The sequence below is a fragment of the Pedobacter immunditicola genome, assembly GCF_037482985.1.
Classification (GTDB): Bacteria; Bacteroidota; Bacteroidia; order Sphingobacteriales; family Sphingobacteriaceae; genus Pedobacter; species Pedobacter immunditicola.
This window is the reverse complement of the sequence record NZ_JBBHKC010000007.1, coordinates 235,126-258,821: the sequence shown is the minus strand read 5'-3', so window position 1 is coordinate 258,821 and position 23,696 is coordinate 235,126. Positions and strand designations below refer to the sequence as shown.

Annotated in this window: 25 protein-coding genes; 4 read left to right on the top strand and 21 right to left on the bottom strand. The window is 41.9% G+C overall.

Annotated features, from left to right (window positions below; all coding sequences use genetic code 11):
• Positions 1–12 precede the first annotated feature (12 nt).
• From WG905_RS14435 to WG905_RS14400, 8 genes are all read right to left on the bottom strand, one after another.
• Positions 13–468 (bottom strand): low affinity iron permease family protein, encoded by a 456-nt coding sequence (locus WG905_RS14435; RefSeq protein ID WP_339592439.1) that lies wholly within the window; start codon positions 466–468, stop codon positions 13–15.
• A 214-nt stretch (positions 469–682) separates the two neighbouring features.
• Positions 683–1,099 carry a response regulator gene (locus WG905_RS14430; protein WP_339592438.1) on the bottom strand — a complete coding sequence of 139 codons (417 nt, stop codon included), beginning with the start codon at positions 1,097–1,099 and terminating at the stop codon, positions 683–685.
• A gap of 159 nt (positions 1,100–1,258) precedes the next feature.
• Complete coding sequence (locus tag WG905_RS14425) at positions 1,259–1,909, bottom strand: response regulator (RefSeq protein WP_339592437.1); 651 nt, start codon at positions 1,907–1,909, stop codon at positions 1,259–1,261.
• Positions 1,910–1,926: 17 nt separating this feature from the next.
• Positions 1,927–3,510, bottom strand: a complete 1,584-nt coding sequence (locus WG905_RS14420; protein WP_339592436.1) for a PAS domain-containing sensor histidine kinase — start codon at positions 3,508–3,510, stop codon at positions 1,927–1,929.
• 262 nt (positions 3,511–3,772) lie between these two features.
• Positions 3,773–4,021, bottom strand: a complete 249-nt coding sequence (locus WG905_RS14415; RefSeq protein ID WP_339592435.1) for a hypothetical protein — start codon at positions 4,019–4,021, stop codon at positions 3,773–3,775.
• A 175-nt stretch (positions 4,022–4,196) separates the two neighbouring features.
• Positions 4,197–6,347 (bottom strand): family 1 glycosylhydrolase, encoded by a 2,151-nt coding sequence (locus WG905_RS14410; protein WP_339592434.1) that lies wholly within the window; start codon positions 6,345–6,347, stop codon positions 4,197–4,199.
• A 27-nt stretch (positions 6,348–6,374) separates the two neighbouring features.
• Positions 6,375–7,481: a UDP-galactopyranose mutase gene (glf, locus tag WG905_RS14405; RefSeq protein ID WP_339592433.1), complete on the bottom strand. Its 1,107-nt coding sequence runs from the start codon at positions 7,479–7,481 to the stop codon at positions 6,375–6,377.
• Between the two features lie 11 nt (positions 7,482–7,492).
• Positions 7,493–8,641, bottom strand: coding sequence for a glycosyltransferase family 1 protein (locus WG905_RS14400; protein WP_339592432.1), 1,149 nt, complete (start codon positions 8,639–8,641; stop codon positions 7,493–7,495).
• Positions 8,642–8,880: 239 nt separating this feature from the next.
• Here WG905_RS14400 and WG905_RS14395 point away from each other — a divergent pair, with 239 nt between their 5' ends.
• Genes WG905_RS14395 through WG905_RS14385 form a run of 3 tightly spaced genes read left to right on the top strand, consistent with a single transcriptional unit; the run spans position 8,881 to position 12,548 of the window.
• Positions 8,881–10,653, top strand: coding sequence for a carbamoyltransferase family protein (locus tag WG905_RS14395; protein ID WP_339592431.1), 1,773 nt, complete (start codon positions 8,881–8,883; stop codon positions 10,651–10,653).
• Positions 10,595–11,563, top strand: coding sequence for a glycosyltransferase family 2 protein (locus WG905_RS14390; RefSeq protein WP_339592430.1), 969 nt, complete (start codon positions 10,595–10,597; stop codon positions 11,561–11,563). The genes WG905_RS14395 and WG905_RS14390 overlap by 59 nt, the downstream gene beginning before the upstream one ends.
• Position 11,564: 1 nt before the next feature.
• Entirely contained in the window at positions 11,565–12,548 is a 984-nt protein-coding gene (locus WG905_RS14385; protein WP_339592429.1) for a glycosyltransferase family 9 protein, read from the top strand.
• Here WG905_RS14385 and WG905_RS14380 read toward each other — a convergent pair.
• The 9 genes from WG905_RS14380 to WG905_RS14345 all read right to left on the bottom strand — a co-directional run bounded on the left by WG905_RS14380 (position 12,538) and on the right by WG905_RS14345 (position 20,561).
• The gene (locus WG905_RS14380) at positions 12,538–13,608 is read right to left on the bottom strand and encodes a glycosyltransferase family 9 protein (RefSeq protein ID WP_339592428.1); all 1,071 of its coding nucleotides are present in this window, start codon (positions 13,606–13,608) and stop codon (positions 12,538–12,540) included. The two genes, WG905_RS14385 and WG905_RS14380, sit on opposite strands and share 11 nt — an antisense overlap.
• Positions 13,609–13,642: 34 nt before the next feature.
• Positions 13,643–15,133 (bottom strand): D-glycero-beta-D-manno-heptose 1-phosphate adenylyltransferase, encoded by a 1,491-nt coding sequence (gene rfaE2, locus WG905_RS14375; RefSeq protein ID WP_339592427.1) that lies wholly within the window; start codon positions 15,131–15,133, stop codon positions 13,643–13,645.
• The gene (locus WG905_RS14370; protein ID WP_339592426.1) at positions 15,102–15,710 is read right to left on the bottom strand and encodes a D-glycero-alpha-D-manno-heptose-1,7-bisphosphate 7-phosphatase; all 609 of its coding nucleotides are present in this window, start codon (positions 15,708–15,710) and stop codon (positions 15,102–15,104) included. Before WG905_RS14370 ends, rfaE2 begins: the two co-directional genes overlap by 32 nt.
• The gene (locus tag WG905_RS14365) at positions 15,700–17,634 is read right to left on the bottom strand and encodes a glycosyltransferase (RefSeq protein WP_339592425.1); all 1,935 of its coding nucleotides are present in this window, start codon (positions 17,632–17,634) and stop codon (positions 15,700–15,702) included. The genes WG905_RS14370 and WG905_RS14365 overlap by 11 nt, the downstream gene beginning before the upstream one ends.
• A 24-nt stretch (positions 17,635–17,658) precedes the next feature.
• Positions 17,659–18,651, bottom strand: a complete 993-nt coding sequence (locus WG905_RS14360) for a glycosyltransferase (protein ID WP_339592424.1) — start codon at positions 18,649–18,651, stop codon at positions 17,659–17,661.
• A 10-nt stretch (positions 18,652–18,661) separates the two neighbouring features.
• Entirely contained in the window at positions 18,662–18,943 is a 282-nt protein-coding gene (locus WG905_RS14355; RefSeq protein WP_339592423.1) for a hypothetical protein, read from the bottom strand.
• Between the two features lie 86 nt (positions 18,944–19,029).
• A complete protein-coding gene (locus WG905_RS19545; RefSeq protein ID WP_431844523.1) occupies positions 19,030–19,092 on the bottom strand; it encodes a lipoprotein in 63 nt (20 codons plus the stop codon).
• 474 nt (positions 19,093–19,566) lie between these two features.
• Entirely contained in the window at positions 19,567–20,097 is a 531-nt protein-coding gene (locus WG905_RS14350) for a ferritin (RefSeq protein ID WP_339592422.1), read from the bottom strand.
• A gap of 98 nt (positions 20,098–20,195) precedes the next feature.
• Positions 20,196–20,561, bottom strand: a complete 366-nt coding sequence (locus WG905_RS14345) for a hypothetical protein (RefSeq protein WP_339592421.1) — start codon at positions 20,559–20,561, stop codon at positions 20,196–20,198.
• A gap of 118 nt (positions 20,562–20,679) precedes the next feature.
• Here WG905_RS14345 and WG905_RS14340 point away from each other — a divergent pair, with 118 nt between their 5' ends.
• Positions 20,680–21,141, top strand: coding sequence for a DUF4268 domain-containing protein (locus tag WG905_RS14340; protein ID WP_339592420.1), 462 nt, complete (start codon positions 20,680–20,682; stop codon positions 21,139–21,141).
• Here WG905_RS14340 and WG905_RS14335 read toward each other — a convergent pair.
• The 4 genes from WG905_RS14335 to WG905_RS14320 all read right to left on the bottom strand — a co-directional run bounded on the left by WG905_RS14335 (position 21,134) and on the right by WG905_RS14320 (position 23,652).
• Positions 21,134–21,358: a hypothetical protein gene (locus WG905_RS14335; RefSeq protein WP_339592419.1), complete on the bottom strand. Its 225-nt coding sequence runs from the start codon at positions 21,356–21,358 to the stop codon at positions 21,134–21,136. The genes WG905_RS14340 and WG905_RS14335 overlap by 8 nt on opposite strands.
• Before the next feature lie 7 nt (positions 21,359–21,365).
• Positions 21,366–21,947, bottom strand: coding sequence for a DUF4142 domain-containing protein (locus WG905_RS14330; RefSeq protein WP_339592418.1), 582 nt, complete (start codon positions 21,945–21,947; stop codon positions 21,366–21,368).
• Between the two features lie 23 nt (positions 21,948–21,970).
• Positions 21,971–22,534: a DUF4142 domain-containing protein gene (locus WG905_RS14325; RefSeq protein ID WP_339592417.1), complete on the bottom strand. Its 564-nt coding sequence runs from the start codon at positions 22,532–22,534 to the stop codon at positions 21,971–21,973.
• 110 nt (positions 22,535–22,644) lie between these two features.
• Positions 22,645–23,652: a beta-ketoacyl-ACP synthase III gene (locus tag WG905_RS14320; RefSeq protein WP_339592416.1), complete on the bottom strand. Its 1,008-nt coding sequence runs from the start codon at positions 23,650–23,652 to the stop codon at positions 22,645–22,647.
• Positions 23,653–23,696 lie beyond the last annotated feature (44 nt).

Here is a 23,696-nt window from a genome sequence, read left to right as displayed (position 1 = left end):
AACAAGCGCTAATCAATCTTGTTGGTTACGCGTTTGTTTCTTGCGGGCAAGGTGCTGGGCCTTATCAATAGAATGAGACTCATGAATATCCCTTTCTTCTTTTGTCTTCTCAGAAAGTTCTTTGTAGAATCTGTGTAAGATATCAAGTTCTTCTTCAGAAAGATCTTCAATATCAACCATACGGTTACTGGCCTCACTATTGGCAGCAATCAATTCATTTAACTTTAACTGGATGGCCTTGGAATCTTTGTTTTGGGTTTTCTGTATCAAAAATACCATCAGAAACGTGATCACAGTTGTTCCAGTGTTCACTACCAATTGCCAGGTATCCGAAAACCCAAATATTGGACCAGTCAGCCCCCAAATAATGATAATAAGAAAGGCAATTCCAAATGCAATGGAACTGCCAGCCCATGAAGTTATTTTAGTGGAAGCCTTTTCAAATAAACTCTCCTTTGTCGGTTTCATTAACATCTTAATATTGCATAAATGCCGGGCCTATTACCGGCAACTGAGGCATTTTCTTTAAAGTTAACCACACACACATACTTTATTGAACTACAAAGGAATAGCTTCATTAACCTACACCATCAATACATTCCTAAGTTTTTTATGGAATAAAATATTAAACATCACATATTCAATATGTTATACGTATTAGCTCAACTGAATGTTTATCGGCTTATTTTTGCAAATGATGATTGGAAGCTGACTCGTTCGGAAGGTAATAGTTGACTGGCGACTTCAAAATAGTTTTTTTAATCACATTCAATAAATGCGTCATGTCGAAAGGTTTCGAAACAAATGCATCACAACCATAATTGCCAAGCGACTGGATGATGCGTTCATAAGCCGAAACAATGATCACTGGTAAAGTCCGCGTGGACGGATTTCTTTTCAGGGCCGCACACATCTCCCCCCCATTTATCCCGGTCATTAAATAATCGATGACCACCAGATCAGGTTGATGTATATTAACCAATTCAAAAATGTCATCTGTGTAACTGCTTGTGCTGACATTGTAACCGTAAAAAGCCAGGGTAGCTTCCATTACTTCAAGCATGTCAACATCGTCGTCAATTAATAATATTTTATTCATTATACAGGATTTAGTTTAATAAAATATCCGTATGAATAATAATTATTCACCTATTGGAATAATCATATCAGATGAATAAATATAGAAATTATATTGAAGATATAAATGCGTAAATGTACGTAAAAGAATAAGCGCTAAACACTTGTTTTATCATGGCTTTTATTGCACAATACCGTTTAAAACTGCGTATCTGATTAAGGAAGCCGTATTTCGTGAACCTGTTTTTTCAATGAGGTTCTGCCGGTGCCCTTCAATGGTTCTTTTACTAATGAATAACCTTTCAGACATTTCGCTGTTGGTCAATCCTTCTGCGATGAGGTGCAAGACATCTATTTCACGCATGGAGAAGTTTTTACTGATGTCCACACCACCATATTCAGCATTAGAACGCTGAATTAACCGGTCTAACAGCTTATTTGCCAGTTCTGAACAAAGGTATTTTCCACCAAGTTTCACATGCTTCACAGAAAAAATAAGCTCATCAGCAGAAATGTTCTTCAATAAATAACAGCTGGCACCTTCAGAAAATGCCTGTATCACGTATTTCTCATTGTCCAACATAGAAAGAATGGCAACTTTGATATCCGGATTGATCGCTTTTACTTTTTTGATCAGAGAGATTCCATCAAGTTCCGGCATATTGATGTCGGCCAGAATCAGATCTACCTTATCGCCATTTTCCACCATACTCAGTGCTTCACGCCCGTTCGTAGCTTCACCTATAACATTAATACTCTTGTCTGTCTCTAATAGCATCTTAATGCCATTGCGGACGATATTATGATCCTCCGCTAAAATTACGTTCATCATGGTTGAAACCGTTTTAATTATATGCGTTCAATATCTGCCAGGTTGATATCATTTTTAAACTCTATGGTAGTGGCGGTGCCTTTAGGACCGCTGTTAAAGGTAATTTCTCCATTTAAAAGAAATACCCTGTTTTTTATACCTCTCAATCCAGAGCCTTTTCTCAATGCGTCTTTTTCGGACACATTAAAGCCCTTCCCATTATCAGAAACGATGATGGATATCTGATTATTTTCAATTTTAACCTTTATATCAGCCTGACGGGCCTCGGAATGTTTGATAGAATTGTTGACTAATTCCTGGATGATCCGGAAAAGATATAACTGAATTTGTGGGTGCAAAAGATCTGCTGCACTATTGATACTGCACTTAACCTTGAAACTGGACGTACTTAACCGCTGTGACATCTCCTTAATCGCAGCCGTAAAGCCAAAGTCTTTAAGTACAGAGGGCGTAAGTTCGTAGGAGATATGACGTGTTTCGCGGATGGCCTGATCAAGCAGCTGGTTCACATTAATAAATTCTTCTTTTAAACTATTGGTGATCTGAAAGTTTTGCAGATGGAGCCTGATTCCATAAAGAACCTGGCAGATGCTATCATGAAGGGCACTGCTAATGATAGACCTTTCTTTCTCCTGCGCCATCAACGTTGCAGATAAAATCAGTCTTTCCTGATTTTTTCGCAAATTCTCCGCTTCTCTTTCCAGCCGCTTACGTGCCGTAACATCCATCATAATTCCCGCAAAACATCTCCCGTTTTTATTTGGATGGGGAACGCTGTGTCCTTTAAAAGAAATGTACTTAAAGGGGCCATTATTGGTAACCACCCTGAATTCCAAATCAATAGCTTCACTGGAGCTGATTCCCTGTCCCAGGCTTTTGCGCATTTTCTCCTGATCTTCAGGATGGATATACTGGAGAATATGTTTGATACTGCCATCAAACTCTTCATGTTTTAAACCGATAATTGCATAACTGTATTCATCTAAATAGACCTTTTGATCGGAAGAATCTATCGTCCAGATACCTGTAGAAGATGCGCTAAGCGTCATTTCCAGTCGGTCTTTTGTTTCCTGTAACTTTAACTGGGATTTCCTGCTCTCCGTGATGTCGATAACAGCGATATAATACTTAATTTGTTTAGCCAGTTTGTTTTGAACGGCAATCCCTTCCACCCGGGTGTAAGCAATTTCATTGTTGCCTAATAATAGTTTAATTTCTGTTGATTGACGGTCGGCAAAATTTTCGGTCTGGTGTAAAAAACTGTAAAAATCTTCCCAGGATTCCGGGGTGATAAAGGATTGAAACCTTTTATACATGACTTCATCCTTGGTTGTTTTCAACAAGCCAACACCACGCTCATTGACGTCAGTAATGATTCCAAGGTAATTGAGAATAAAATAACCTACAGGCGCAAGGTCATAGAGGCTCACAAATTTTGCACGCTCTTCATCCAGAGATTGATAGGACTCCTCAAGTTCGGTCAGTAATAACCTCACATCCTCTTTAGAGATGTTTCCGTAAATGCCAGCGTCGAAATTCGATAATATCTTTTCTGTCCTATTCCCTGTAACCTGTTTAGAAAAGTGATATGGCTCCTTCAATTCCTTAATCTTAATGATGATAATTTTGTCTGCTTAAGCCTATTATTTACCTATTATTTAGTTAACAGAAATAGGTCGAATTTGTTTATTCCAAATTTTCTGGAAAAACCCATTTTAGAGGCTGTCAAATAAACTCTCCCTAATGTAAGGTAATTTTAATATAATGAAAAGATATTGTTTCTCTTAAAAAAAAACAGGCAGTAATCATACTGCCTGTCCATAAAATAAAACGATAAGGATATTATTTAGAATTGTAACAAGTTCATGATGTTTTATCGTGACCTTCAACTTTTACGATCTTGTTGTATAAACCTAATAATAAAAATGAAGGTGCCCATTGGCCAACAAATAAAGCTAAATGGTCTTTTCCGATGCATTTGAAAGTAAGGGAAACAGCCATTGAACCTAAAGCGGCCCAGAGGAATACATCAGAAGGTATTTTTGCGGTTTGCTCTTCAATGGTTCTGGCAATCGGCCCTTCCTGGTGCTGTGGATTGTCTTGTAAGTCCATGGTTTCTCTATTTAAAATGATAAATTAATTGATTATATTTAAGACAGCTTAAATGCAATTATTGTTTATTTATATCGAATAAAGGGTATTTTCCGAAAAGGATCAGGTGCCTGGACGTATAAATACGAATTGAATCGAAGGTTGTTTCTACCATAGCCGATGGCCGCTATAAAATTCATGAAGCAAATGAATTCCTATTTCTTTCTTCAAAGAAGCGATCCAGCGCATGGTCTAGTGACGGTAAAATCAGGCCATGCATACTTGTCAGTGCGCTAAAATTTGGCCGCACTGCAGGGTAAGCCATTTCCAAAACAGGTAAAGGCACCAGATAGGAAGTACTAAAATTGCCCCGCCTGGCCACTTCAATCGCAAGATCAGACCAACTGAGGTTACCATGGTTAGCGAGGTGCCAGATTCCCCTTTCATCATCTATCAACAGATCCAAACTTACATGGACCAGGTCTGGAACATAAGTTGGTGAAATCACCACATCGGCAGCTACTTTCACATGCTCCCTTCGATCTAAAGAGGAAATGATGTGGTAAACAAAATTGTAATTGTCCCAGGGACTAAAAAAAGCACTTGTGCGGATGATCAGCGCATTGGGATCATTTTTTAGAACCTCTTCTTCTGCTTGTGCCTTGCTGGCACCATATACATTCAGGGGGTTAACCTTGTCACTTTCAATGTATGCAGCTTTCTTCTCCCCATCGAAGACGAGGTCTGAGGAAAAGGTTAAAAATTTAATCCCATATCTTTTGCAGGCAGCGGCAAGATTCGCAGGCCCTTCTGTATTGCTTAAGAAACAGTCTTCCTGTTCAATTTCTGCGGCATCTACCCTCACAAACCCTGCGGCATTAACGATGGCCCAGGGATTATATTTCTGGATGGTCTCTTCTATTTGAACCGGTGAAATCAAATTAAGCTCCTGGCGGGTAATGGCCAGGTAATGGATATTGCGCGCCCGGCAAAGTTTAGCAAATGCTTTTCCAAGGGTTCCATTCGCACCAATGATTAAAATTGGCGAACAAAGATCAGGAGACAAAATATTTAATCGCTCTGGATAAAGGATCCTGTCAGGCCGTTTCCACCAGCCTTTACCCTGGAGTAAGGGATGCTGATAGGGCTGCCCCAGGGCCAGGCTTCTCACCTGTTTCGCCATTGCAGTGGCCCTTGGAAAACCTGAACGCAAATCGAAAACACCACTTTCATAATTGCCTTTTCCTTCGGTAAGTAATTTATCCCATCCATAGGCCCCAAATAACGACCAAACCGTTAAGCCAAAAATCGTCACACCCTCCTTCTCCAACTCATCAGCGGCTTCCCAGACTTCCCGAAGCCAGCGGAGTTGTTCTTCCCGCCAGCAATAAAGATGTACTTCTGTAAGTGCAAGCGGCATTTTATACCGTTCCCAGGCTTCTCTCAACAACTTTTTCGGGCCATGGAGATCCACTTTTCCACTTCGCACAGCCTCTACGTCTGCATATTTCACTTTGCCGTTCCCTCCATGGGTATGCGGGGGATAGTACGAAATATGCTCATCCAAATAGCGCTCTGACGTAATGTAATGGTTGAACCCAAGGATAGCTGGCGGCATCGCATTTGCTGTAAAAAACCGGAGTTCTTCAGCCGTAATGCCATGGTCACCTAAATATTTCCACATGAAATGGCTGGGGTTAACTCTTCCGCAGAGTAAATCAAGCCCTAACCAGCGTCGTTCATTCTCAAAGTCTGCCTGGTATTGCAAATGTGGGGTACTGTGAATCCTTCCCAGGTCTTCTGTATGAACCAGTTTAGCATCAGGGTTTATTTTCCGGATGGCTTGCATGGCTAATAGGGTAGCTTTGCATTCGTTGATCAATATCCGGAGAAAGGAATAGTCGTCACGGCCATGTGGATACCATAAACCATAGAGGCCACAAAACCTTGCAGTGGTGAGTGGTTCATTTACAGGCGTGTAGTATTCAATCCAGGGAAACTTTTTGGCGACCGCTGAAGCATAAGATGCCAGGCCATCAGCAAAAGAGTCGTCCATCAGGCTAACATACGCTGGTCCGCTGCCATGATGCACCAGTCCGGCGATAACGGTTATTCCATTTTCCTGCAGGTACTGAAGGTTTTCTTCTATGACGCCCCAATCTGGCGCTACATCCTTTTGTGGCTGGTGCCTTTCCCACAAAACAGGATACCTTATTTTTTGAATTCCGAGGTTGCTGAGCAGGGTCAGATCTTCTTTTCTCTGGTAATGCCCCTGACAATCAAGTTGGTTAAAATATTGATTTCTAACCCGGTTAATGGTACATTCAATACCTCCCCATATTTCCATAACGGCCGTTTTTGTCCAACACTAGTTTTAGTTGACCAGGATTTCCTTATTCCTGATCTTTTTAAACACGGTCAGTGCCTGGGCAACAACCTGGTCCATATTATAATATTTGTAAGTAGCGAGCCTGCCAACGAAATGCGTAGACTGCATTTGCATAGCCAGGTCATGGTATTTTAAGTAAAGCACGGCATTGTCAGGCTTTGGAATTGGATAATAAGGATCCCCCTCTGCAGTTGGATACTCATACACAACAGATGTCCGGTGGTGCTTTTGCCCCGTTAAATGTTTAAACTCCGTAATCCTTGTAAAGGCATAGTCATTCGGATAATTAATGGTTCCGGTTTGCTGGAATTGCTCCACATCGTGACTTTCAAATTTGAAATTGATGGAACGGTAAGGCAATTTGCCGAACCTGTAATCAAAAAACTCATCAATCGGACCGGTAAAAATGAGCTCCTTATAACCTATCTCACCAAGGATATCTTTGTAATCGGTATTCAGCATCACATGGATGTTGGGATGATCCAGCATTTTTTCAAACAACTTTGTATAGCCATGCAATGGCATCGCCTGGTAGGTATCCGTGAAATAACGGTCATCTTTATTGGTCCGTGTAGGTACCCTGGCCGTTACAGAGGCACTGAGTTCTGAAGGATCAAGATCCCATTGCTTTTTCGTGTAGCCTTTAAAAAATTTTTCATAAAGTTCACGCCCTACAGTGCTGACCACTACATCTTCTGACGTCACCACTTCCTTTTTTTTCTCTGCCCGGGAGGCGAAAAAATCACTGAGCTGATCACTGTTCAGGTTCAGGCCATACATGGAATTGATGGTATTTAAATTAATAGGAATGGGAAGTAATTGCCCGTCTACATTAGCCAAAACACGGTGCTGGTAATTTCTCCACTCCGTAAATTCAGATAAATAATTAAATACTTCCTTGCTGTTCGTATGAAAAATATGCGGCCCATATTTATGGATCAAAATTCCGGCCTGGTCATAGTAGTCATAGGCGTTACCGCCAATATGATTTCTTTTATCAATGATAAGCACCTTCTTAAAGGCTATGTTGGCTAATCTTTCAGCTAATACGCTACCGGCGAATCCAGCGCCAACAATTAAATAGTCATACATGATGATTAAGTTTAACTTGCAATTGATATTGCATTGGTATCATTTAATTGATTTTGAATAAGTTTATTCATTTGTGCAAAAGTATCATCCCAGGAAACGGAACTTAAAAACTGATCTACTTTAACGATCCATTGTTTTTTATCAGATCTGTTCAACTCCAATTCTATGCACCTGACAAAGTCAGCACCTTTTTCACCAATATGAACCAGTTTCTTGATTCCATAAGGTTTAATCACATCTCTGATGGGCGTAGACACTACCGGAACGCCCGCAGCAAGATATTCCGGAGTTTTAGTCGGACTGATAAATCGTGTAGATTCATTAAGCTGGAAAGGAATTAAGGCAACATCCCAACCGCAAAGGTAACGGGGAAGCTCTGTATAGGATTTCTGTCCCAGGTAATGGATATTTGGATTTTGTGGTAAACTTTGGGGATCAATTTTAACAACAGGCCCTATTAAGATGATTTGCCAGGATGGGCGATGCGCAGCAATATGTCGGATCACCTCCATATCAAACCGCTCATCGATGACGCCATAAAAGCCAATCTTGACACCCCCGATTTGCGCCTGGTCTACAGGCTCCAGGGTTAACCTGCGCGCCTGGGCAAAATGCGCTTTGTCTATACTGCTTGGAAAGGGAAAAATATTGAGATGCTGTTGTTTTTTGGCTTCATATAAGGAATGACCGCCTGTAAAGACAAGGTCTGCTTTGGCCATTAGCTTTTTTTCTAGTCCCGCTAATTCCTTAGGTGCGAATTTAAACGCAGTAAGTTCATCCATACAATCATAAATGGTCAGCCGGGGCTTAAATTTTTCTGAGTAAGTTAAAGCCATTGGCGTATAATACCAGAAAGTCCAGTCGTTGAGATTGGAATGATGGAAAAACTGATCAAGCAACCCGGTCATGGAAGCATTAACTTCCTCGGCTGTCAAGTTGGCGGGCAGATGGGGGACAACGATACTCAGTTGAGCAGACTTTTTGCAGACCGCGAGGAAAGAATCCCCATCGGTGTCAAAAATCGGTTCTTCGAGAAAGTAAACATTGAGCTCCTGAGAAAAGCGACTAATTAAATGTTGTGGTCTTTGGAAAACAAAATCCCAACGGAGGTGGGAAAAACAAAGAAGGTGGCGAGGTGGTGTGTTGGATGAATTTTTCATATAATTTGGTTAGGCTAAAATTTGCCGTATTAGTTATTTATTTAGCGTTTAATTGTATACATATCAACGAGTTAGAAAAGAAATTGTTCCTGCAGTAACTACTCGATTTAAGTGCGTAAAACCACTTAATTTTTTACGAGTAATACGAGACAACTTCTTTAAATACGTGAAATTCAATTAGTCAAATCAATTAACACCTGCGTTCGTTTAATAATCTAACACCTTAGAAACACCCATTTATGTATACACTTGGAATAAATGCAGTTTTTCATGACTCGTCCGCTTGTCTGATCAAAGATGGGCTGTTAATCGCAGCTGCTGAAGATGAACGCTTTACACATATCAAACATGGCAAAAGGCCGATTCCTTTTTCTACTTATGAACTTCCTTTTCATGCTATTGATTATTGTTTGAAGGTGGCAGACATTACGTTAAAGGATGTTGACCATATTGCTTACTCCTTTAATCCTCATTTATTGGTTCCGGAGGATGAGGTGAACCAACCGCTCACCTATATACCCTTTTATCCATCACTTCAAAATAAAGCGGAAAAAGATCCATGGAATAATTTATTCCTGTCTTCCATACTGAATGCGCCAGCTCAACTGGTAGATGGCTATCCACATCATTTACAAAAAAGATTCAGGGACTGTACTGAAAATGACTGGACCTGGCACTATGTAGAACACCACACTGCACATGCAGCAAGTGCGTACCTGGCTTCACCTTATATGGATGCGGCAGTAATGACGATAGATGGCCGTGGCGAACTGGCAACTACAACTTACAATGTGGGCCAGCAAAATGAACTGCAAAGAACCGGACAAGTTAATCTCCCCCATTCTTTTGGTTTGTTGTATGAGCGGCTCACCACCCACCTGGGCTTCCTTCATTCTTCTGATGAATATAAAGTGATGGCCCTGGCTTCTTATGGAAAGCCTACGTTCGTGAAGGATTTTAGGGAGATGGTTAAAATTGGCAGTAATGGCCAGTACACTATTGAAAATGAGAATCTGGAGGAAAGGTTTGGACTGGCCAGGCGAAGTGATACACCTTTTTCAGGTCACCACTTCAACCTTGCTCATTCCCTGCAGCTGGTGCTCGAAGAAAGTGTGCTCGAAATAACGAACTGGTTGCAGGAAAGCACAAAACAGGATAACCTTTGCCTGGCAGGTGGTGTAGCGCTTAACTGTGTACTCAACGGCAGGATCAGGGACCGTGGCCGCTTTAAAAAGGTTTGGGTGCAACCTGCATCAGGTGATTCTGGCACTGCTTTAGGTGCAGCTTTGTACATCGACCAGCGGGAGAAACCAAAAAGCGGGAAAAGCTTTGTGATGAACCATGCTTACTGGGGTCCGGAGTATACCGATCAGGAGATAGAAAAGTTCTTAAACTGGGCCAAGGTACCCTATAAAAAAATGCTGGATGTAGCGGAAGAAACAGCACAGATCTTATGTGATAACAAAATTATTGGCTGGTTTCAGGGAAGAATGGAATTCGGGCCCCGTGCATTAGGCAGCCGTTCCATTCTCGCCTCTCCGATAGATATGAATATGCAAAGCCGGTTAAACGAAGTAAAGGCACGTGAAGATTTCCGTCCGGTGGCCCCCGTTGTGCTCGAAGAAGATGCTGCCGAATGGTTCAATGAAGCAAATAAATCGCCCTTCATGCTTTTTATTTTTGATGTTTCAGAAGATAAAGCCGCGCAGATCCCTGCCGTTAAACATATTGATGGTACCGCGCGTATACAGACCATCAATGAAGAGCAGCACCCGATCTATTACCAGCTACTGAAAGCTTTCAAAGAAAAAACCGGCGTTCCCGTATTGGTCAATACCTCCTTTAATACCTTAGGAAAACCCATAGTTTGCAGTCCGCGGGATGCCATAGAATGTTTTTGGACTTCCCCATTTGATGCCTTAGTGATGGGTTCGTTTTTAATTGAAAAAGACTATGAGCGTAAAGATTACAGTAATCATTCCTACCTACAAAAGAACGAAGCTGTTGATTAGATGCCTGGAGGCGCTTGTTTCACAAAGCATCCCAAAAGAGGACTTCCAGGTGATTGTAGTGAGCGATGGGCCGGACCTGCAGACACAAAAAGCTTTGGAAACCTGGCGAATGAACAACTTATTGAGCTTAAATTATGTGCAGACACCTTTCAAAGGTGGTCCTGCCGCAGCCAGAAATTACGGCTGGAAAATGGCTCATGCTCCGCTTATTGCTTTTACGGATGATGATTGTATTCCTGATCGGTTATGGCTCGATGCCTTTTTAATGCAGTATTTTGGCCAGCCGTATATTGCTTTTACAGGAAAGACACAGGTACCTCTGCCTGAAAAGAAAACTGATTTCGCCATTAACATCGCCCAACTGGAACAGGCAGATTTTATTACGGCTAATTGTGCCTGTACAAAGGCAGCCTTAAATAAGGTACACGGTTTTGATGAAAGATTTAAGATGGCCTGGCGCGAAGACAGCGACCTTGAATTTAAATTAATCACCAATCCTATTGAAATCGTCCAGGTTCCTGGAGCAATGGTGGTACACCCGGTAAGGGAGGTTCCCTGGGGGATCAGCATTAAAGAACAGAAAAAGGGTATCTATGATGCTTTGCTCTTTAAAAAATTCCCTGCCCTGTACAGAAAAAAAATAGGCTCAGCGATATGGAACTACTATGGCATTATTATAGCAGCGATATTGCTGGTGGCAGGACTGATTTTAAATGTGTTTTACCTGTCCTTTTTTGCAGCATCCGCCTTGATTTTGCTTTTTGCTGGATTCATTGCGCAGCGCTTACATCAACGGCATAAATCCTTTAATCATGTGATTGAAATCATCAGCACTTCCCTGGTTATCCCGTTTATTTCAGTTTTCTGGCGGCTTTATGGATCTATAAAATATCGCGTATTTTTCCTATAAAATGATAAATTCAAACATCAGCAATATCGCTATTTTCAGGGCACTACAACTTGGGGACATGTTATGTGCTATTCCTGCCATCAGAGCTTTGAGAAAGGCTTACCCTCAGGCACGCATTACCCTCATTGGTCTGCCCTGGGCCACTGCTTTTCAAAAAAGGTTTCCGAAATATTTTGATGATTTCATCTCCTTTCCGGGATACCCGGGTTTACCGGAACAGAATTTTGACCAGGCTTTGTTTGATGCTTTTCTTCCTAAAGTACAATCCTTGAAATTTGACCTCATTATCCAGATGCAGGGTAACGGCACCATTGTCAATCAATTGATCAGGTCTTTCGGTGCCCGCTATATCGCCGGATTTTGTCCGGGTCCACAAAACCCCGTACCGAACGAATTTTTATTGCTCTACCCTAATCACGGGCCGGAAATTATGCGACACCTGGAATTAATGGCTTTCCTGGGCATTGCATCAGACGGAACCGACTTAGAATTCCCAATTTTAAAAACTGACGTGGAAGAAATGAATAAACTGAAGCTGCCTGTAAAAGCTGGAAAATACATCTGTATCCATCCCGGGTCAAGAGGCAACTGGCGACAATGGCCCGCTTTATATTTTGCCGCATTAGGAGATTACTGTGTGAAAAATGGTTATCAGGTGGTGATTACCGGTACAAAAGAAGAACTCCCTATTGTGACCGAAGTTGTGAATTTAATGAAATCGGCACCCATCGTTGCCGCAGGAAAGACCTCCCTGGGGGCGGTTGCCGTGTTGATCGATGAGGCTTATGCCCTCATTTCAAACTGTACCGGTGTTGCCCATCTGGCAGCTGCTTTAAAAACGCAAAGCATTATCATCAGTATGGATGGTGAACCGGAACGCTGGGCACCTTTAAATAAGGAATTGCATGTCAGCATCGACTGGACTAAAACAGCAGATTATCATTTAGTGCTAAAAGAAGTTACTGCACTGTTTTTCAGGTTATAGCGTTTAAAGCAGCAATTATTTCATCAGCTTCAGGATATGGCCTGTAACGGCTATAAAGCAATTGATCAACCCACCTGATCACCTCATTATTGCTTCTTAAAAGTTCGGGCACACTGTATTCCAGTACCTGATGGGGCACCATCCAGGGACTATGCTGTGGGTTTGTCTGTGCATGCAACACCACAACAGGGCATTGAAGCGCAGCAGCCAGGTGCACAGTACCCGTGTTGACGGTGATCACGGCTTTTGCCCTGTCAATCAGCGCTGCAAATTCATCCAGCTCCAACAACCCTGCAACCGAAAAACAGCCATCGCCTACCATTCCTGCGATTTCATCAGTTATATTTTTTTCAGCTGCAGAGCCGCTCAGGATTAATGGCAAGTGTTGTTGCTGTAATAATTTTTGCGCTAGGGCAATCCAAAGTTCTTTAGGGTAGCGCCGCTTCGCTTCGCTGACCCCCGGATGTAAAATATAAAAGGGATACTGCTGTATATCCAGACCTGTCGTCTTAATTTTATAGCGGGCGTTGTTTGCAGCTGTTTCAGGAACATTTAATTGAAGGGCTTTTATGGCCGATTTAATACCTATTGCAGCCACTAGGTCTAAGTCCCGCTGCACCTGATGTTTGATCATTTGATAAGGCTCCGGATCGGGAACCCAATGGCTAAGCAGATGATAAGGATTTTCACGGCAATAAGCCAGTCTTAGGGGAATTTCAGCCAGATAAGCTAAAAGTATAGCAGGCATGGGATTCTGACTATAGACAGTAAATACCACACAAGCATCAAATGCTTTGGCTTTAATTTGTGTTAAAAGACTAAAAAACGCGCTGGGGTCGTTATTACCTTCCAGTTTAACCCATGGCACGTCAAATACCAGCAAGTCATCAATAAACGGCAGCATGCTGACTATTCCCTGGGCTTTTGTTGAAGTCAGCACAGTGATCTTACAGGCAAGCTGTTCTTTAATGGCCTCAATTGCAGGTGAAGAGAGCAGTAGATCACCCATGTTATCTGCCCGGATAACAAGCAGGTTTTTACAGTCGGCCCAGGTTTTCATTTTGTGACATGGTTTTTTAACGGCAATGAAGCTATCAATTGAGCAGGGAAATTTTCAACCTGGTTGTTTGATCCATGCGGTTAATAATTGATGTGGTGCTTTGATTGGTGATATAGGGTAAAAACGAGATCTCACAGCCTATCTTTTTCAGGATCTCGGCCTCCGGAAGCTGCGCATCTTCATAATCACCACCTTTAACAAAAATATCCGGCATGACCGTTCTGATCAGGTTAATTGGGGTATCATCGTTTTTTGCACCAAATGGAACAATATGATCCACGCAACTTAAAGCAGCAAGCACCTCCACCCTGTTGGCCAGAGAATTTACCGGCCGGCTTTTGCCTTTAAGGCGTTTGATGCTTTCATCAGTATTCAGGCCCACAATCAGGATATCGCCCATGGCTTTTGCCTGATTAAGGTAACTCACATGGCCGCTGTGTAAGATATCAAAACAACCATTGGTAAAAACAATCCTTTTGCCCTGGCTTTTATACCAGGAACACCTGCTTTTTAAAAACGACTGTCCTGAAATGAATTTTTCAATAGGCCCCTGAGCAGCGCGCAGCTCTTCATTGAAACACAATGCCGTAAGTTCTTTCTGAACAGCAATTGCTGCTGCCGCCGTACTCAAATCGGCCATACGCTGCAGACTTGCCCCGCTGATCATGGCCAACAAAGCGGCACTAATATAGGTATCTCCAGCGCCGCTTACCTGGTGGTTTGGTGCAGCTGGTGCGGTAACATGGCAGATAAATTCAGTTCCTTTAAACAAAAGAGATCCTGCTTCATCCAGCGTTACTGCTGTAATAGCAGCCCTGGTATGCAAATGAAGCATTTGACCGGCATCTTTTATCTGTTCAATGCGATCAGCATGTTGAAAAGGCAGGGAAAGCAGCCGAAGGGTTTCTTCATAATTAGGTTTCACCAACGAGGGCTCCAATGCTGCAAACTCACTTAACCTTTTTGAATCAACAGCAATAGGTTTAGGGTGCTCCTTCTTCAGTGTAGTTAAACAGGCAATCACTTGAGGACCGATCACCCCTTTACTGTAATCCGCAATGAGCACAGCATCACATAATGAATAGGCCTTTCGGATATTGGAGATCAGCTGGCTTTCAGTTTCTGCCGACAAGGCTTCGGTTGTCCCCTCATCAAAACGAAGCATGGCCTGCACCGGTGTGATGATCCTTGTTTTAATCAGGGTAGCACGTGCCGAATCCTTAACCAGCCATTTCGAACTTATTTCTGCGCTGGAAAGCAGCTCCTGCCCTTTTTTTGCATGCTCATCCCGGCCAGTGACGGAACAGAACAACACTTCCGCCCCCAGGGCTTTAAGGTTCGCCGCAACATTGGCTGCGCCCCCCAGACAATAATTTTTATTCAGGATATCTATCACCGGAACAGGCGCTTCCGGCGCAAGACGGTTACAGTTTCCTTTAAAATAAGCATCCACAATAAAATCACCAACGACCAGGATCTTGAATTTCTTAAACTTATCTGTCAATTGAATGAGTTCCGCTTTCATGTTTCTCCAGTCTTAAAGTATGGTGTAATATATATTCAGCCGCCTGATTGATGTTTTTTACCATCGCATCCGGAATCCGCTTTCTGTTCAAATCCCACTCCGTTTCATTCCCATTGTCAATCATAACAGACCGGCACCCCGCATTATGTCCTGCTTCCACATCGTTTAAAATATCGCCTATCATCCAGGATTTTGAAAGTTCCAGGTCGTAATCCGCAGCCGCTTTTAGAATGAGTCCAGGGGCAGGTTTACGACAACTGCAATCCACACGATAGTCTGCTAAAGCTCCCTCAGGGTGGTGCGGACAATAGTAAAACCCACCAAGGTACAACCCTTCCCTGGCCATTAAACCACGGAGTTTAAACTCTACACGCCATAATGCACTGGGTTCAAACATGCCCATTGCAATTCCCGATTGATTAGAAACTACAATCAACTTATAGCCGGCCCGATGCAGTTGCCGAAGTCCTTTAACGGAATTTACTGCAAGCGTGATCTTTGCAGGATCCACATTATAGGGCAAGTCAGGAATCAATGTTCCGTCCTTGTCTATAAATATTGCTTTTTTAGCTGCCATAATTTTGATGTGTTTTACCATTAACATTGCTAAATGCGATGGCTATGTTGCCATTGATAATTTTAAAAGGCGTAAACGCATGCTTCTCCACTTCTTTCATATATTGTTTACCAAACAAGTGATTTTCTATGAGTCCACAAAGCAAATGTACCAGGTGCAAATGAACCTCCTGGATACGCGGGGTGCTGAAGGAAGGCACGATTAAGTTTAAATGGCCAAGCTGCGCCACCTCACCACCGTCCTTGCCTAACATATTGATACAGTGCATTTGCTGTTCCTCTGCCGTTTTGATGGCATTGATGATATTCATCGAAGCTCCGCTGGTACTTAAACAGAGTAAAACATCTCCCGCCTGGCCAAATGCCTGCACTTGTCTCGCAAAGACCTCATCAAAGCCAAAATCATTAGACCAGGCGGTAAGAATTGCTGAGTCGGCAGTGAGAGATATCACCGGCAGTCCCTTGCGGTACGGGATTTCAAACCTGCCTGTCAGTTCAGCGGCGAAATGCTGACTTTCAGCAGCACTGCCTCCATTACCGCACACCAATATCTTTCCGCCGTTTTTAAGCGCCTTGCTCATACAGCCTGCTGCTTCAGCAATTTGCTGGCTCAGCAGTGCCGCCGAATGCTGAAAGGTTTGGGCGGCATCTTCAAAGGCATTAGCGATCAGCTGAAGTTCCTGCTGACGGGTATCTGCTGCCGTAGCAAATACCGCGGCATATAAACCTATCATCTTTTCTGCTACTTTTTTCCAGGTAAAAGATTGATGCACATGTTCCAGTGCCTGCTTACCCATGCGTTTCAATAAGCCTGGATGATTTATCAGCAATGACACCTTGTCTGCTAATAGTTGAGGCTCATGGGGAGCCACCAGGAAACCAGTTTTACCATCTACTACAGTATGTTTGATCCCACCAACCGCTGCGCCGATTACCGGGGTTGCACATGCCATCGCTTCCAACGGTGTAATGCCGAAAGGCTCATACCATGGGGTCGTCACAAAGAGATCTGCCGCATCATAATAATAACGCAATTCATCACGGTCTTTGCGGCCGGCAAAAACAACTTTGTGCTGCAGGTTCAATTCATCGACGATGCCTTTTAACCTGTTCACCTCGCTATTTGCCGCCTGTCCCCCAAATTCTCCGCCAACAATGATCAGCCTAACGGATTTCCCTGCAGCCTGTAACAATGGCAATGCCCGGATCACATTGTCAATCCCCTTACGTGGTACCATGCGGCCCAGTTGCAGGAGCACAAATTCATCTTCTTTAATGTTCAACCGCCGTTTAGACCATAACTTATTGATGGGGAAAAATTCCTTAGGATTAAATCCACAAGGAATAATGGCTAATTTATTGGGATCGGCATGGTAATAGGTCACAAGGTCATCGAAGTCCTGTGGGCATTCTGCGATAATACGGTCTGCCTGCCGAACAATTTCTTCTTCAATGGCAGTTCTTTCCGGCGGAAATTTGTCCTGCTCTTTTTGATGGATCTTCCTTACATGGCCCAGGGCATGAAAAGTGATCACAAAAGGAAGTCCCAGTTTTTCTTTCAGCTGCATGGCCACCAGGCCCGACATCCAGAAATTAGCATGCACCAATTTATAGTCCAGCTTTTCTGCCGCAATAAATTGCAGCATATCCTGCTTGAAGTCCTCCATAAAACAAAGGATATCTTCTTTGGCTACCTGTTCAACAGGGCCTGCTTTTACATGAATCACCCTGACACCGGGCATATAGGGTACAACTTTAGGCAGCTGTGCATTTTCCCACCTGGTAAAAACATCAATTTCATAACCTCTTAGCGCCAGTTGAATGGCCAGCTCGCCGACATATACATTCTGACCCCCTGAATCAGTTCCTCCAAGAGAAGCAAGTGGGGAAGCATGTTCGCTGATAAATGCAATTTTCGTTTTCATCTTCTTTCAATTTAATGCTGCAGGCTAAGGCTGTAATTTGGTATATTCAGAAGCGTAGTCCCCATCAATTACGTGATGAAATAAGGCTTCCCATTCCTGAACAAAACGAACGATGCTAAATAGTTCTTGCGAAGTTTTTTTAGCTTGGTTACTCATCTCCACTGCAGCAGCATGGTCATTCAGCAAGAACTTCATTTTGTCAATGAGGTAATTGATGTCTGTATGTATAAAACCTGAATAACCATTATTTATAGTAACCGACATTTCGGCAGTAGCCAGGCCTACCACAGGCATTCCCAATGCCATGGCTTCACAAACAGCAAGACCAAGACTCGTATACCTGATCGGATTAAAAAAGAACCTGTATTCGCTGATAAAAGCTGGAAGATCCGGATGGCGTATTTCGCCGATTCCATAGTCCTCAGCACCCATGCCTATTAAGTCAAGGGGTATTTCCTTCCTTACTTCATTAAATATGTCAAAGCCAAGTAACCGCCCGCGTTTAGGGAGGTTATTAATGACCACAATCCCGCGGTTCAGCTTACCTGAGTAGCTTGCGGAAGGTTCCGTAACACCATGAGCAATAACACGGGCTGAAAGGTTATGATTGTCCCACATTAAATGGTTAAAATGCGTTACATGAACCAATACTACTTCAGGGTCATTTACCGGATGCCTGGTATCCGTTGGATGGCCCCATGGCGGATCGTGCTCCAGGTAAACCCTGGGAAGCCTGCGCTGGCTTTCTGAAAGTATATCATACTGGTCACGGAAGAAATTGTCATCCGTTTGATAAAGTATAAGATCAAATTCCATGTCCCTTACCTGTTCAGCCTGAACTTCATAAACGTTATCTCCAAAAGGGAAGGTTTCACCCCTACCATAATACCCTTCAGATTTTTCTGCATTTACCGGGATATAAAGGTCATAATTGCCCTGAGACAAATAATACAGGTAACTTCCATGAATGTGCCAGGTAAAAACACGGAGTTTTGGACGGGTTAAAGTACTGAGCATGTGTTTCAAGTTAAAGTGGCGGATATTCCGTACTTTCATCTGTATCTAAATCGGTAGCTTCATCATCATCGTCATCTTCATAGCGTTCATCTTCATCTTCACCCATCCCCGGACTAATTGCATCGTCGTCATTATCCCGATCGGGATCATCAGGATATAGGTTATCATCGTCGTCGTCATCTTCTCTCGGGTCAGGATCTGTAACACTGCTATTAAAAATATGCTGATAACCCATTAATGAATATCCTGAAGTTTCATTGAGGTCATGCGTTCTAAAAAATACCGTTTCCATAATATTTCTGTTTATGCTATCTATTGTGTATTTGATTTCCTGGAAGAAGGAAAAGCAGTTTGAGCGGTGTCACCCGTACCAGCGTATCAGTTTCCACCGCATCCGGCTAGAATGGCCAGTAATAATATTCCAAATCCAATTCGTTTCATCCCCTTAAATTTAAGCAACGATTAGTGCTCCTTAATTGTTAAACAACTTTACTAATAAGGAGTTAGTAACCGAAAAGGTTTAAAGAAACGATTGGTTTTTTAAAAATCAAGGGTATATACTGAGCGTTTTTACAGTATTTGACACGGGCTATCAAGTATACCTAAAATAAAAAACCGTATATAGTGAACTATATACGGTTTTAATCAATAATCTTATAAGTATGCCGGTGGCCAGACTTGTCTATTATATGAAAACAAGTGGCAACAGGTTAAGCAAGCGGACAATTTTTACATCTTTTGCCCTTTTTGTATTTTTCGCAACAAATCTTTTTCTTTTTTTCCTTGTCGCCTTTTTTATGTTTCTTTTTTTCTGATTCGGTCTTTTTTCCCACAGCACTGGTCCTCAATTCTAAAATTGAAGCTATAACCTAATTTATGATCTTATAGCCTCGTTAACCAGCATTATTTGCTGGCTTAAGCTTCGCTGGAATAATGTATTTTTCCAACATGTTTGTCAATTTCCCATCTTCCGGTTCCTTCTTCACCGATCACATCAAATAATTCCAATGCTCTTCTGGCTTTATATTCTTCCTCCCTTTGTTCCTGGAAGAACCAGTTAAGGTATTCAAGTGTCACATAATCCTGTTCCTTATGGCAACGGGCTGCAATGTTCTTAATGGATTGGGTAATATTCACTTCCATTTCCAGGGCTTCTTCGAAAACCTCCCGAAAGCTATTGTATTCATTTTTTATATTAGTAACATCCGGGGAAATAGCAGTTCCGCCCATGTCCAATACATATTTAAAAAATTTAAGTTGGTGAAGCCTTTCTTCTTCAGCTTGTTTGAAAAAGTAATCTGCAGAATTGTCAAAACCATTTCGGTCGCACCATGATGCCATTGACAAGTATAGTGAGGATGATTGGGCTTCTTTTTTTATTTGTTGATTTAAAAGCATCTCTACATCTGCAGAAATTAAGCTCTTTATACGGATGATGTCTTTCATAGCTAATTGATTTAGTAATACATTTCTATAATCAAAAATAGTGCTATTAATTAAGATTTTCCAGTTCAGATCACAATATGGAAAGAGTCTAATATCAATTAAGCTGGTATCCTGTATAAACAATCATGCAAAATATGGTTGAGGCTAAGCATCACAAAAGTCCCTTCCAGCAACTCTTTAAAAGCAATGATTTCCATTATATTCAAGATGTAGAAATGGTCGCAAGCACAAATAAAAACAATTTCTAAATCTGCAGCTTTATGGCTGTTTAATAATAAAGCTTCCACATTCATGCCATATATGGCTTTTTTAAGTTTCAACAGGCAGCGATAATCAAATCGGGCTACTTTACCACCGAAATCAATATACCAACAGTTCTCACTGTCAGACTGATGAACACTGCCATTTTTTGTACTAAACACTTCGGCCCAAGGAGTGGAAATTTCGATCGTTGAATTTTGCATTAAGTATTCGTTTGATGCAAAGATTGGTATTATTTGGAATTATTCCAAATTAAAGACGCGATTGATTATATATGCAATTGCTTATTTTTGTAAAATAAACGTTTAAATATCCCTACACTTGTATACAAAAGATCAGGCATCCGCCATTAAACAAGCATTCTGGACTGCTTATGGCCAATATATGGCATTGCATCTTTCTGCTGAAGGTCAAAAAATAAACTGGATCAATTATAAGACCGGGATCAAACACCTGCATTTTAAAATGCAGGTGGATAATCGTGCCGCAATAATGGCTATTGAAATGTCGCATCCGGATGCTGGGATCCAGGAACTGATGTTTGAACAATTTAAAGAATACCGGAACCTTTTAAAAGGCTATTTGGACGAAGAGTGGGAATGGGAACTGAATGGCCTAAACGAACACTATAAAACAGTGAGCAGAATTTACACCAGCCTTCCACAGGTGAGCATCTTTAAACAGGAAGACTGGCCTGCCCTAATCTCCTTTTTCAAATCACGCATGATTGCACTTGATGAATTCTGGACAGATGCACAATACAGTTTTGATGTTTTCAAATAATTTTATTTCTCACATCATCATCATCCTCATCATCCGGCAGCTCATCATCGTTCTGCTGTTCCTCATCGGCTGCAGGTTCTTCCTCGAGAAAAGAAGGTTCAAAGCCAGGATCTGTTGAAGGATTTTCAAATTCAGCAGCCTCCTGGTTGGTAATTGGCTTTTTGGAAAGATCTTTTGGATCGGGATCCTGACCTTCCAGTAATTGATCGTTTTCCATAACAGTATTATTTAATAGTTGAATGGATAGTTGTTGCTCTTTTGTGATGTGTCTCCAAAACAGGCAATGTTTTAGCCGCAAATTTGCTGATGCTGGTATCACTGTTATTGGTTGCCTCTTTAAAAAGGGCAATATCCTTTTTGTGGTCATCCACCATCATCGACATGTAATGCTTGTCAAAATCAATCCCTTTTAACTTTTTCATTTCATCCAAATGCATTTGTACTTTTTCAGGGTAAGCGGTTGGTAACATCACCTCTTTAGCATCCGCAATCCTTTTCAATTCAGCATTAGCTTTCCTGTGGTCTTTAACCATTAAGGCTCCAAATTCTTTACCCTCGGCATTGCTGGCCTGTTTTTGTGCTAAATTACCCAGTTCCACTTCCATCATGCCCCCAATGGCTGCTTTATGCATAAAGCTGGAGGTGTCATTGTCGTTGATGCCGCTGGTATCAGTAACCATGTTCGTCGAATCGACCATGTCCTGGGAAAGCGTATCAGCTCCATCATTACTATTTTTTGAATTCTGGCAAGCTTGAAAAGCAAAAGCGGCCACGATCAGGGTTGGAAAAAGAATTTTGTGTTTCATAGCATAGGGGTTTTAATTACAAACTAATCTTTCTGTAAGGAAGCATGGACGGCATTAGCCTTTTGACGGTGTTTTTCTAAAACGGGTAATGTTTTAGTGGCTAAATTACTGATCTCTGGATCCTTATTTTTTGTAGCCGTTTTAAAAAGCTCGTGAAATTTAAGCTGGTCCTGGACCATCATAGACATGTATCTTTTTTCGAAAGCTCTACCATTTAGTTTCTTCATGTCACTCAAACGACGCTTGAATCTTTTGGGATAAACTGTAGGTAATATTAATTTTTTATCATAGGCAAGGCTTTCCAGTTCCATGTTTAACTGGGTATGGTCTTTAACCATCATAGCCGCAAAATCTTTGACCTGAGGATTTTTAGTTAATTGCACGGCTATCTGCCCCAGTTCAACTTCCATTTTTCCGGCTACAGCAGCTTTATACATAAAATCCGATGTATCAAGATCGGTTGATCTATCCATTCTTTGAATAGGCGCATCCCCCGAATTCGCCGTTTTATCGGTATTCTGGCAAGTCCAAAAAACACATGCAGCCAAGAAAATGGCTAAGAAAAGAAATATTGATGGTGATTTCATTTTACAAGGTTTTGGTTAAAAACTAAACAAAGCCCTTAAAACTTTGTTTAGTTTTTCTTTTCAAAACACTTGTATTGAAACAATTAGCTAATAGACCGGCTGCGTATGGCCTAAGCGTTCTCTCTGAGTTTGCCCCATACCAGGTAAGAGGCACCCCATGAAAAACCAGCACCAAAGGCTGTTAGCAAGACTTTGTCGCCTTCTTTAAAATCCTCTTTATAATCCCACAGGCACAAAGGAATTGTGGCAGCTGTCGTGTTACCGTAACGGTCGATATTTATTTTTACTTTTTCAATAGGAATTTTGAGGTTATCACCCACCGACTGAATAATTCTCAGGTTAGCCTGGTGTGGCACCAGCCAATCGATATCGCTCGATTCCAGTTCGTTTCTTTTGAAAACTTCATTACAAGTTTGGGTCATCCCTTCTATTGCAGCTTTGAAAACCACCCTTCCGTTTTGACTAATGTAATTAAGCTTCTTGGTCACTGTTTCCATTGAGGATGGATTTAAAGAACCTCCGGCCTGAACAATCAGTTGTTCTTTGCCGCTTCCGTCGGTACGGAAAACGTTATCAATTAAACCTTCCTCCGCCGATGTCCTCTCCAACAATACAGCTCCTGCCCCATCACCAAAAAGAATACAAGTATTGCGGTCTTCATAATTAATGATGGCGCTATTTTTATCTGCGCCTATAACAATCACGTTTTTATAACGGCCACTCTCGATTAAGCTTGATCCTAAGGTCAGCGCATAAAGGAATCCACTACAGGCCGCATTTGAATCTACTCCCCATGCGTTAACTAAGCCAGCTTTTTCACAAACCACACTGGCAGTGGAAACCATGATGTAATCCGGAGTTGATGTCGCTACAATCACACATTCAATTTCTGCTGCGCTTATTTTCCCACTGCTGAGCAAACGCTCTACAGCTTTCACAGCAAAGTCAGAAGTAGCTATTGTTGCATCGTTTGCAATACGTCTTTCTTTTATTCCTGTACGGCTTACAATCCATTCGCTATTGGTGTCAACCATCTCTTCAAGCGCATGGTTAGTTAATATATGGTCAGGTACATACCCCCCTAAAGCAGTAATCCCTGCATTATATCTAGTTCTCATTAATTATATTCTATTCTCGGCCCAAAACTAATAAATATTTACAG

Coding starts and splice junctions, on each gene's coding strand:
- WG905_RS14435 (WP_339592439.1), bottom strand. CDS start 468: ATGAAACCGACAAAGGAGAGTTTATTTGAAAAGGCTTCCACTAAAATA.
- WG905_RS14430 (WP_339592438.1), bottom strand. CDS start 1,099: ATGAATAAAATATTATTAATTGACGACGATGTTGACATGCTTGAAGTA.
- WG905_RS14425 (WP_339592437.1), bottom strand. CDS start 1,909: ATGATGAACGTAATTTTAGCGGAGGATCATAATATCGTCCGCAATGGC.
- WG905_RS14415 (WP_339592435.1), bottom strand. CDS start 4,021: ATGGACTTACAAGACAATCCACAGCACCAGGAAGGGCCGATTGCCAGA.
- WG905_RS14410 (WP_339592434.1), bottom strand. CDS start 6,347: ATGGAAATATGGGGAGGTATTGAATGTACCATTAACCGGGTTAGAAAT.
- glf (WP_339592433.1), bottom strand. CDS start 7,481: ATGTATGACTATTTAATTGTTGGCGCTGGATTCGCCGGTAGCGTATTA.
- WG905_RS14400 (WP_339592432.1), bottom strand. CDS start 8,641: ATGAAAAATTCATCCAACACACCACCTCGCCACCTTCTTTGTTTTTCC.
- WG905_RS14395 (WP_339592431.1), top strand. CDS start 8,881: ATGTATACACTTGGAATAAATGCAGTTTTTCATGACTCGTCCGCTTGT.
- WG905_RS14390 (WP_339592430.1), top strand. CDS start 10,595: ATGAGCGTAAAGATTACAGTAATCATTCCTACCTACAAAAGAACGAAG.
- WG905_RS14385 (WP_339592429.1), top strand. CDS start 11,565: ATGATAAATTCAAACATCAGCAATATCGCTATTTTCAGGGCACTACAA.
- WG905_RS14380 (WP_339592428.1), bottom strand. CDS start 13,608: ATGAAAACCTGGGCCGACTGTAAAAACCTGCTTGTTATCCGGGCAGAT.
- rfaE2 (WP_339592427.1), bottom strand. CDS start 15,133: ATGAAAGCGGAACTCATTCAATTGACAGATAAGTTTAAGAAATTCAAG.
- WG905_RS14370 (WP_339592426.1), bottom strand. CDS start 15,710: ATGGCAGCTAAAAAAGCAATATTTATAGACAAGGACGGAACATTGATT.
- WG905_RS14365 (WP_339592425.1), bottom strand. CDS start 17,634: ATGAAAACGAAAATTGCATTTATCAGCGAACATGCTTCCCCACTTGCT.
- WG905_RS14360 (WP_339592424.1), bottom strand. CDS start 18,651: ATGCTCAGTACTTTAACCCGTCCAAAACTCCGTGTTTTTACCTGGCAC.
- WG905_RS14355 (WP_339592423.1), bottom strand. CDS start 18,943: ATGGAAACGGTATTTTTTAGAACGCATGACCTCAATGAAACTTCAGGA.
- WG905_RS14350 (WP_339592422.1), bottom strand. CDS start 20,097: ATGAAAGACATCATCCGTATAAAGAGCTTAATTTCTGCAGATGTAGAG.
- WG905_RS14345 (WP_339592421.1), bottom strand. CDS start 20,561: ATGCAAAATTCAACGATCGAAATTTCCACTCCTTGGGCCGAAGTGTTT.
- WG905_RS14335 (WP_339592419.1), bottom strand. CDS start 21,358: ATGGAAAACGATCAATTACTGGAAGGTCAGGATCCCGATCCAAAAGAT.
- WG905_RS14330 (WP_339592418.1), bottom strand. CDS start 21,947: ATGAAACACAAAATTCTTTTTCCAACCCTGATCGTGGCCGCTTTTGCT.
- WG905_RS14325 (WP_339592417.1), bottom strand. CDS start 22,534: ATGAAATCACCATCAATATTTCTTTTCTTAGCCATTTTCTTGGCTGCA.
- WG905_RS14320 (WP_339592416.1), bottom strand. CDS start 23,652: ATGAGAACTAGATATAATGCAGGGATTACTGCTTTAGGGGGGTATGTA.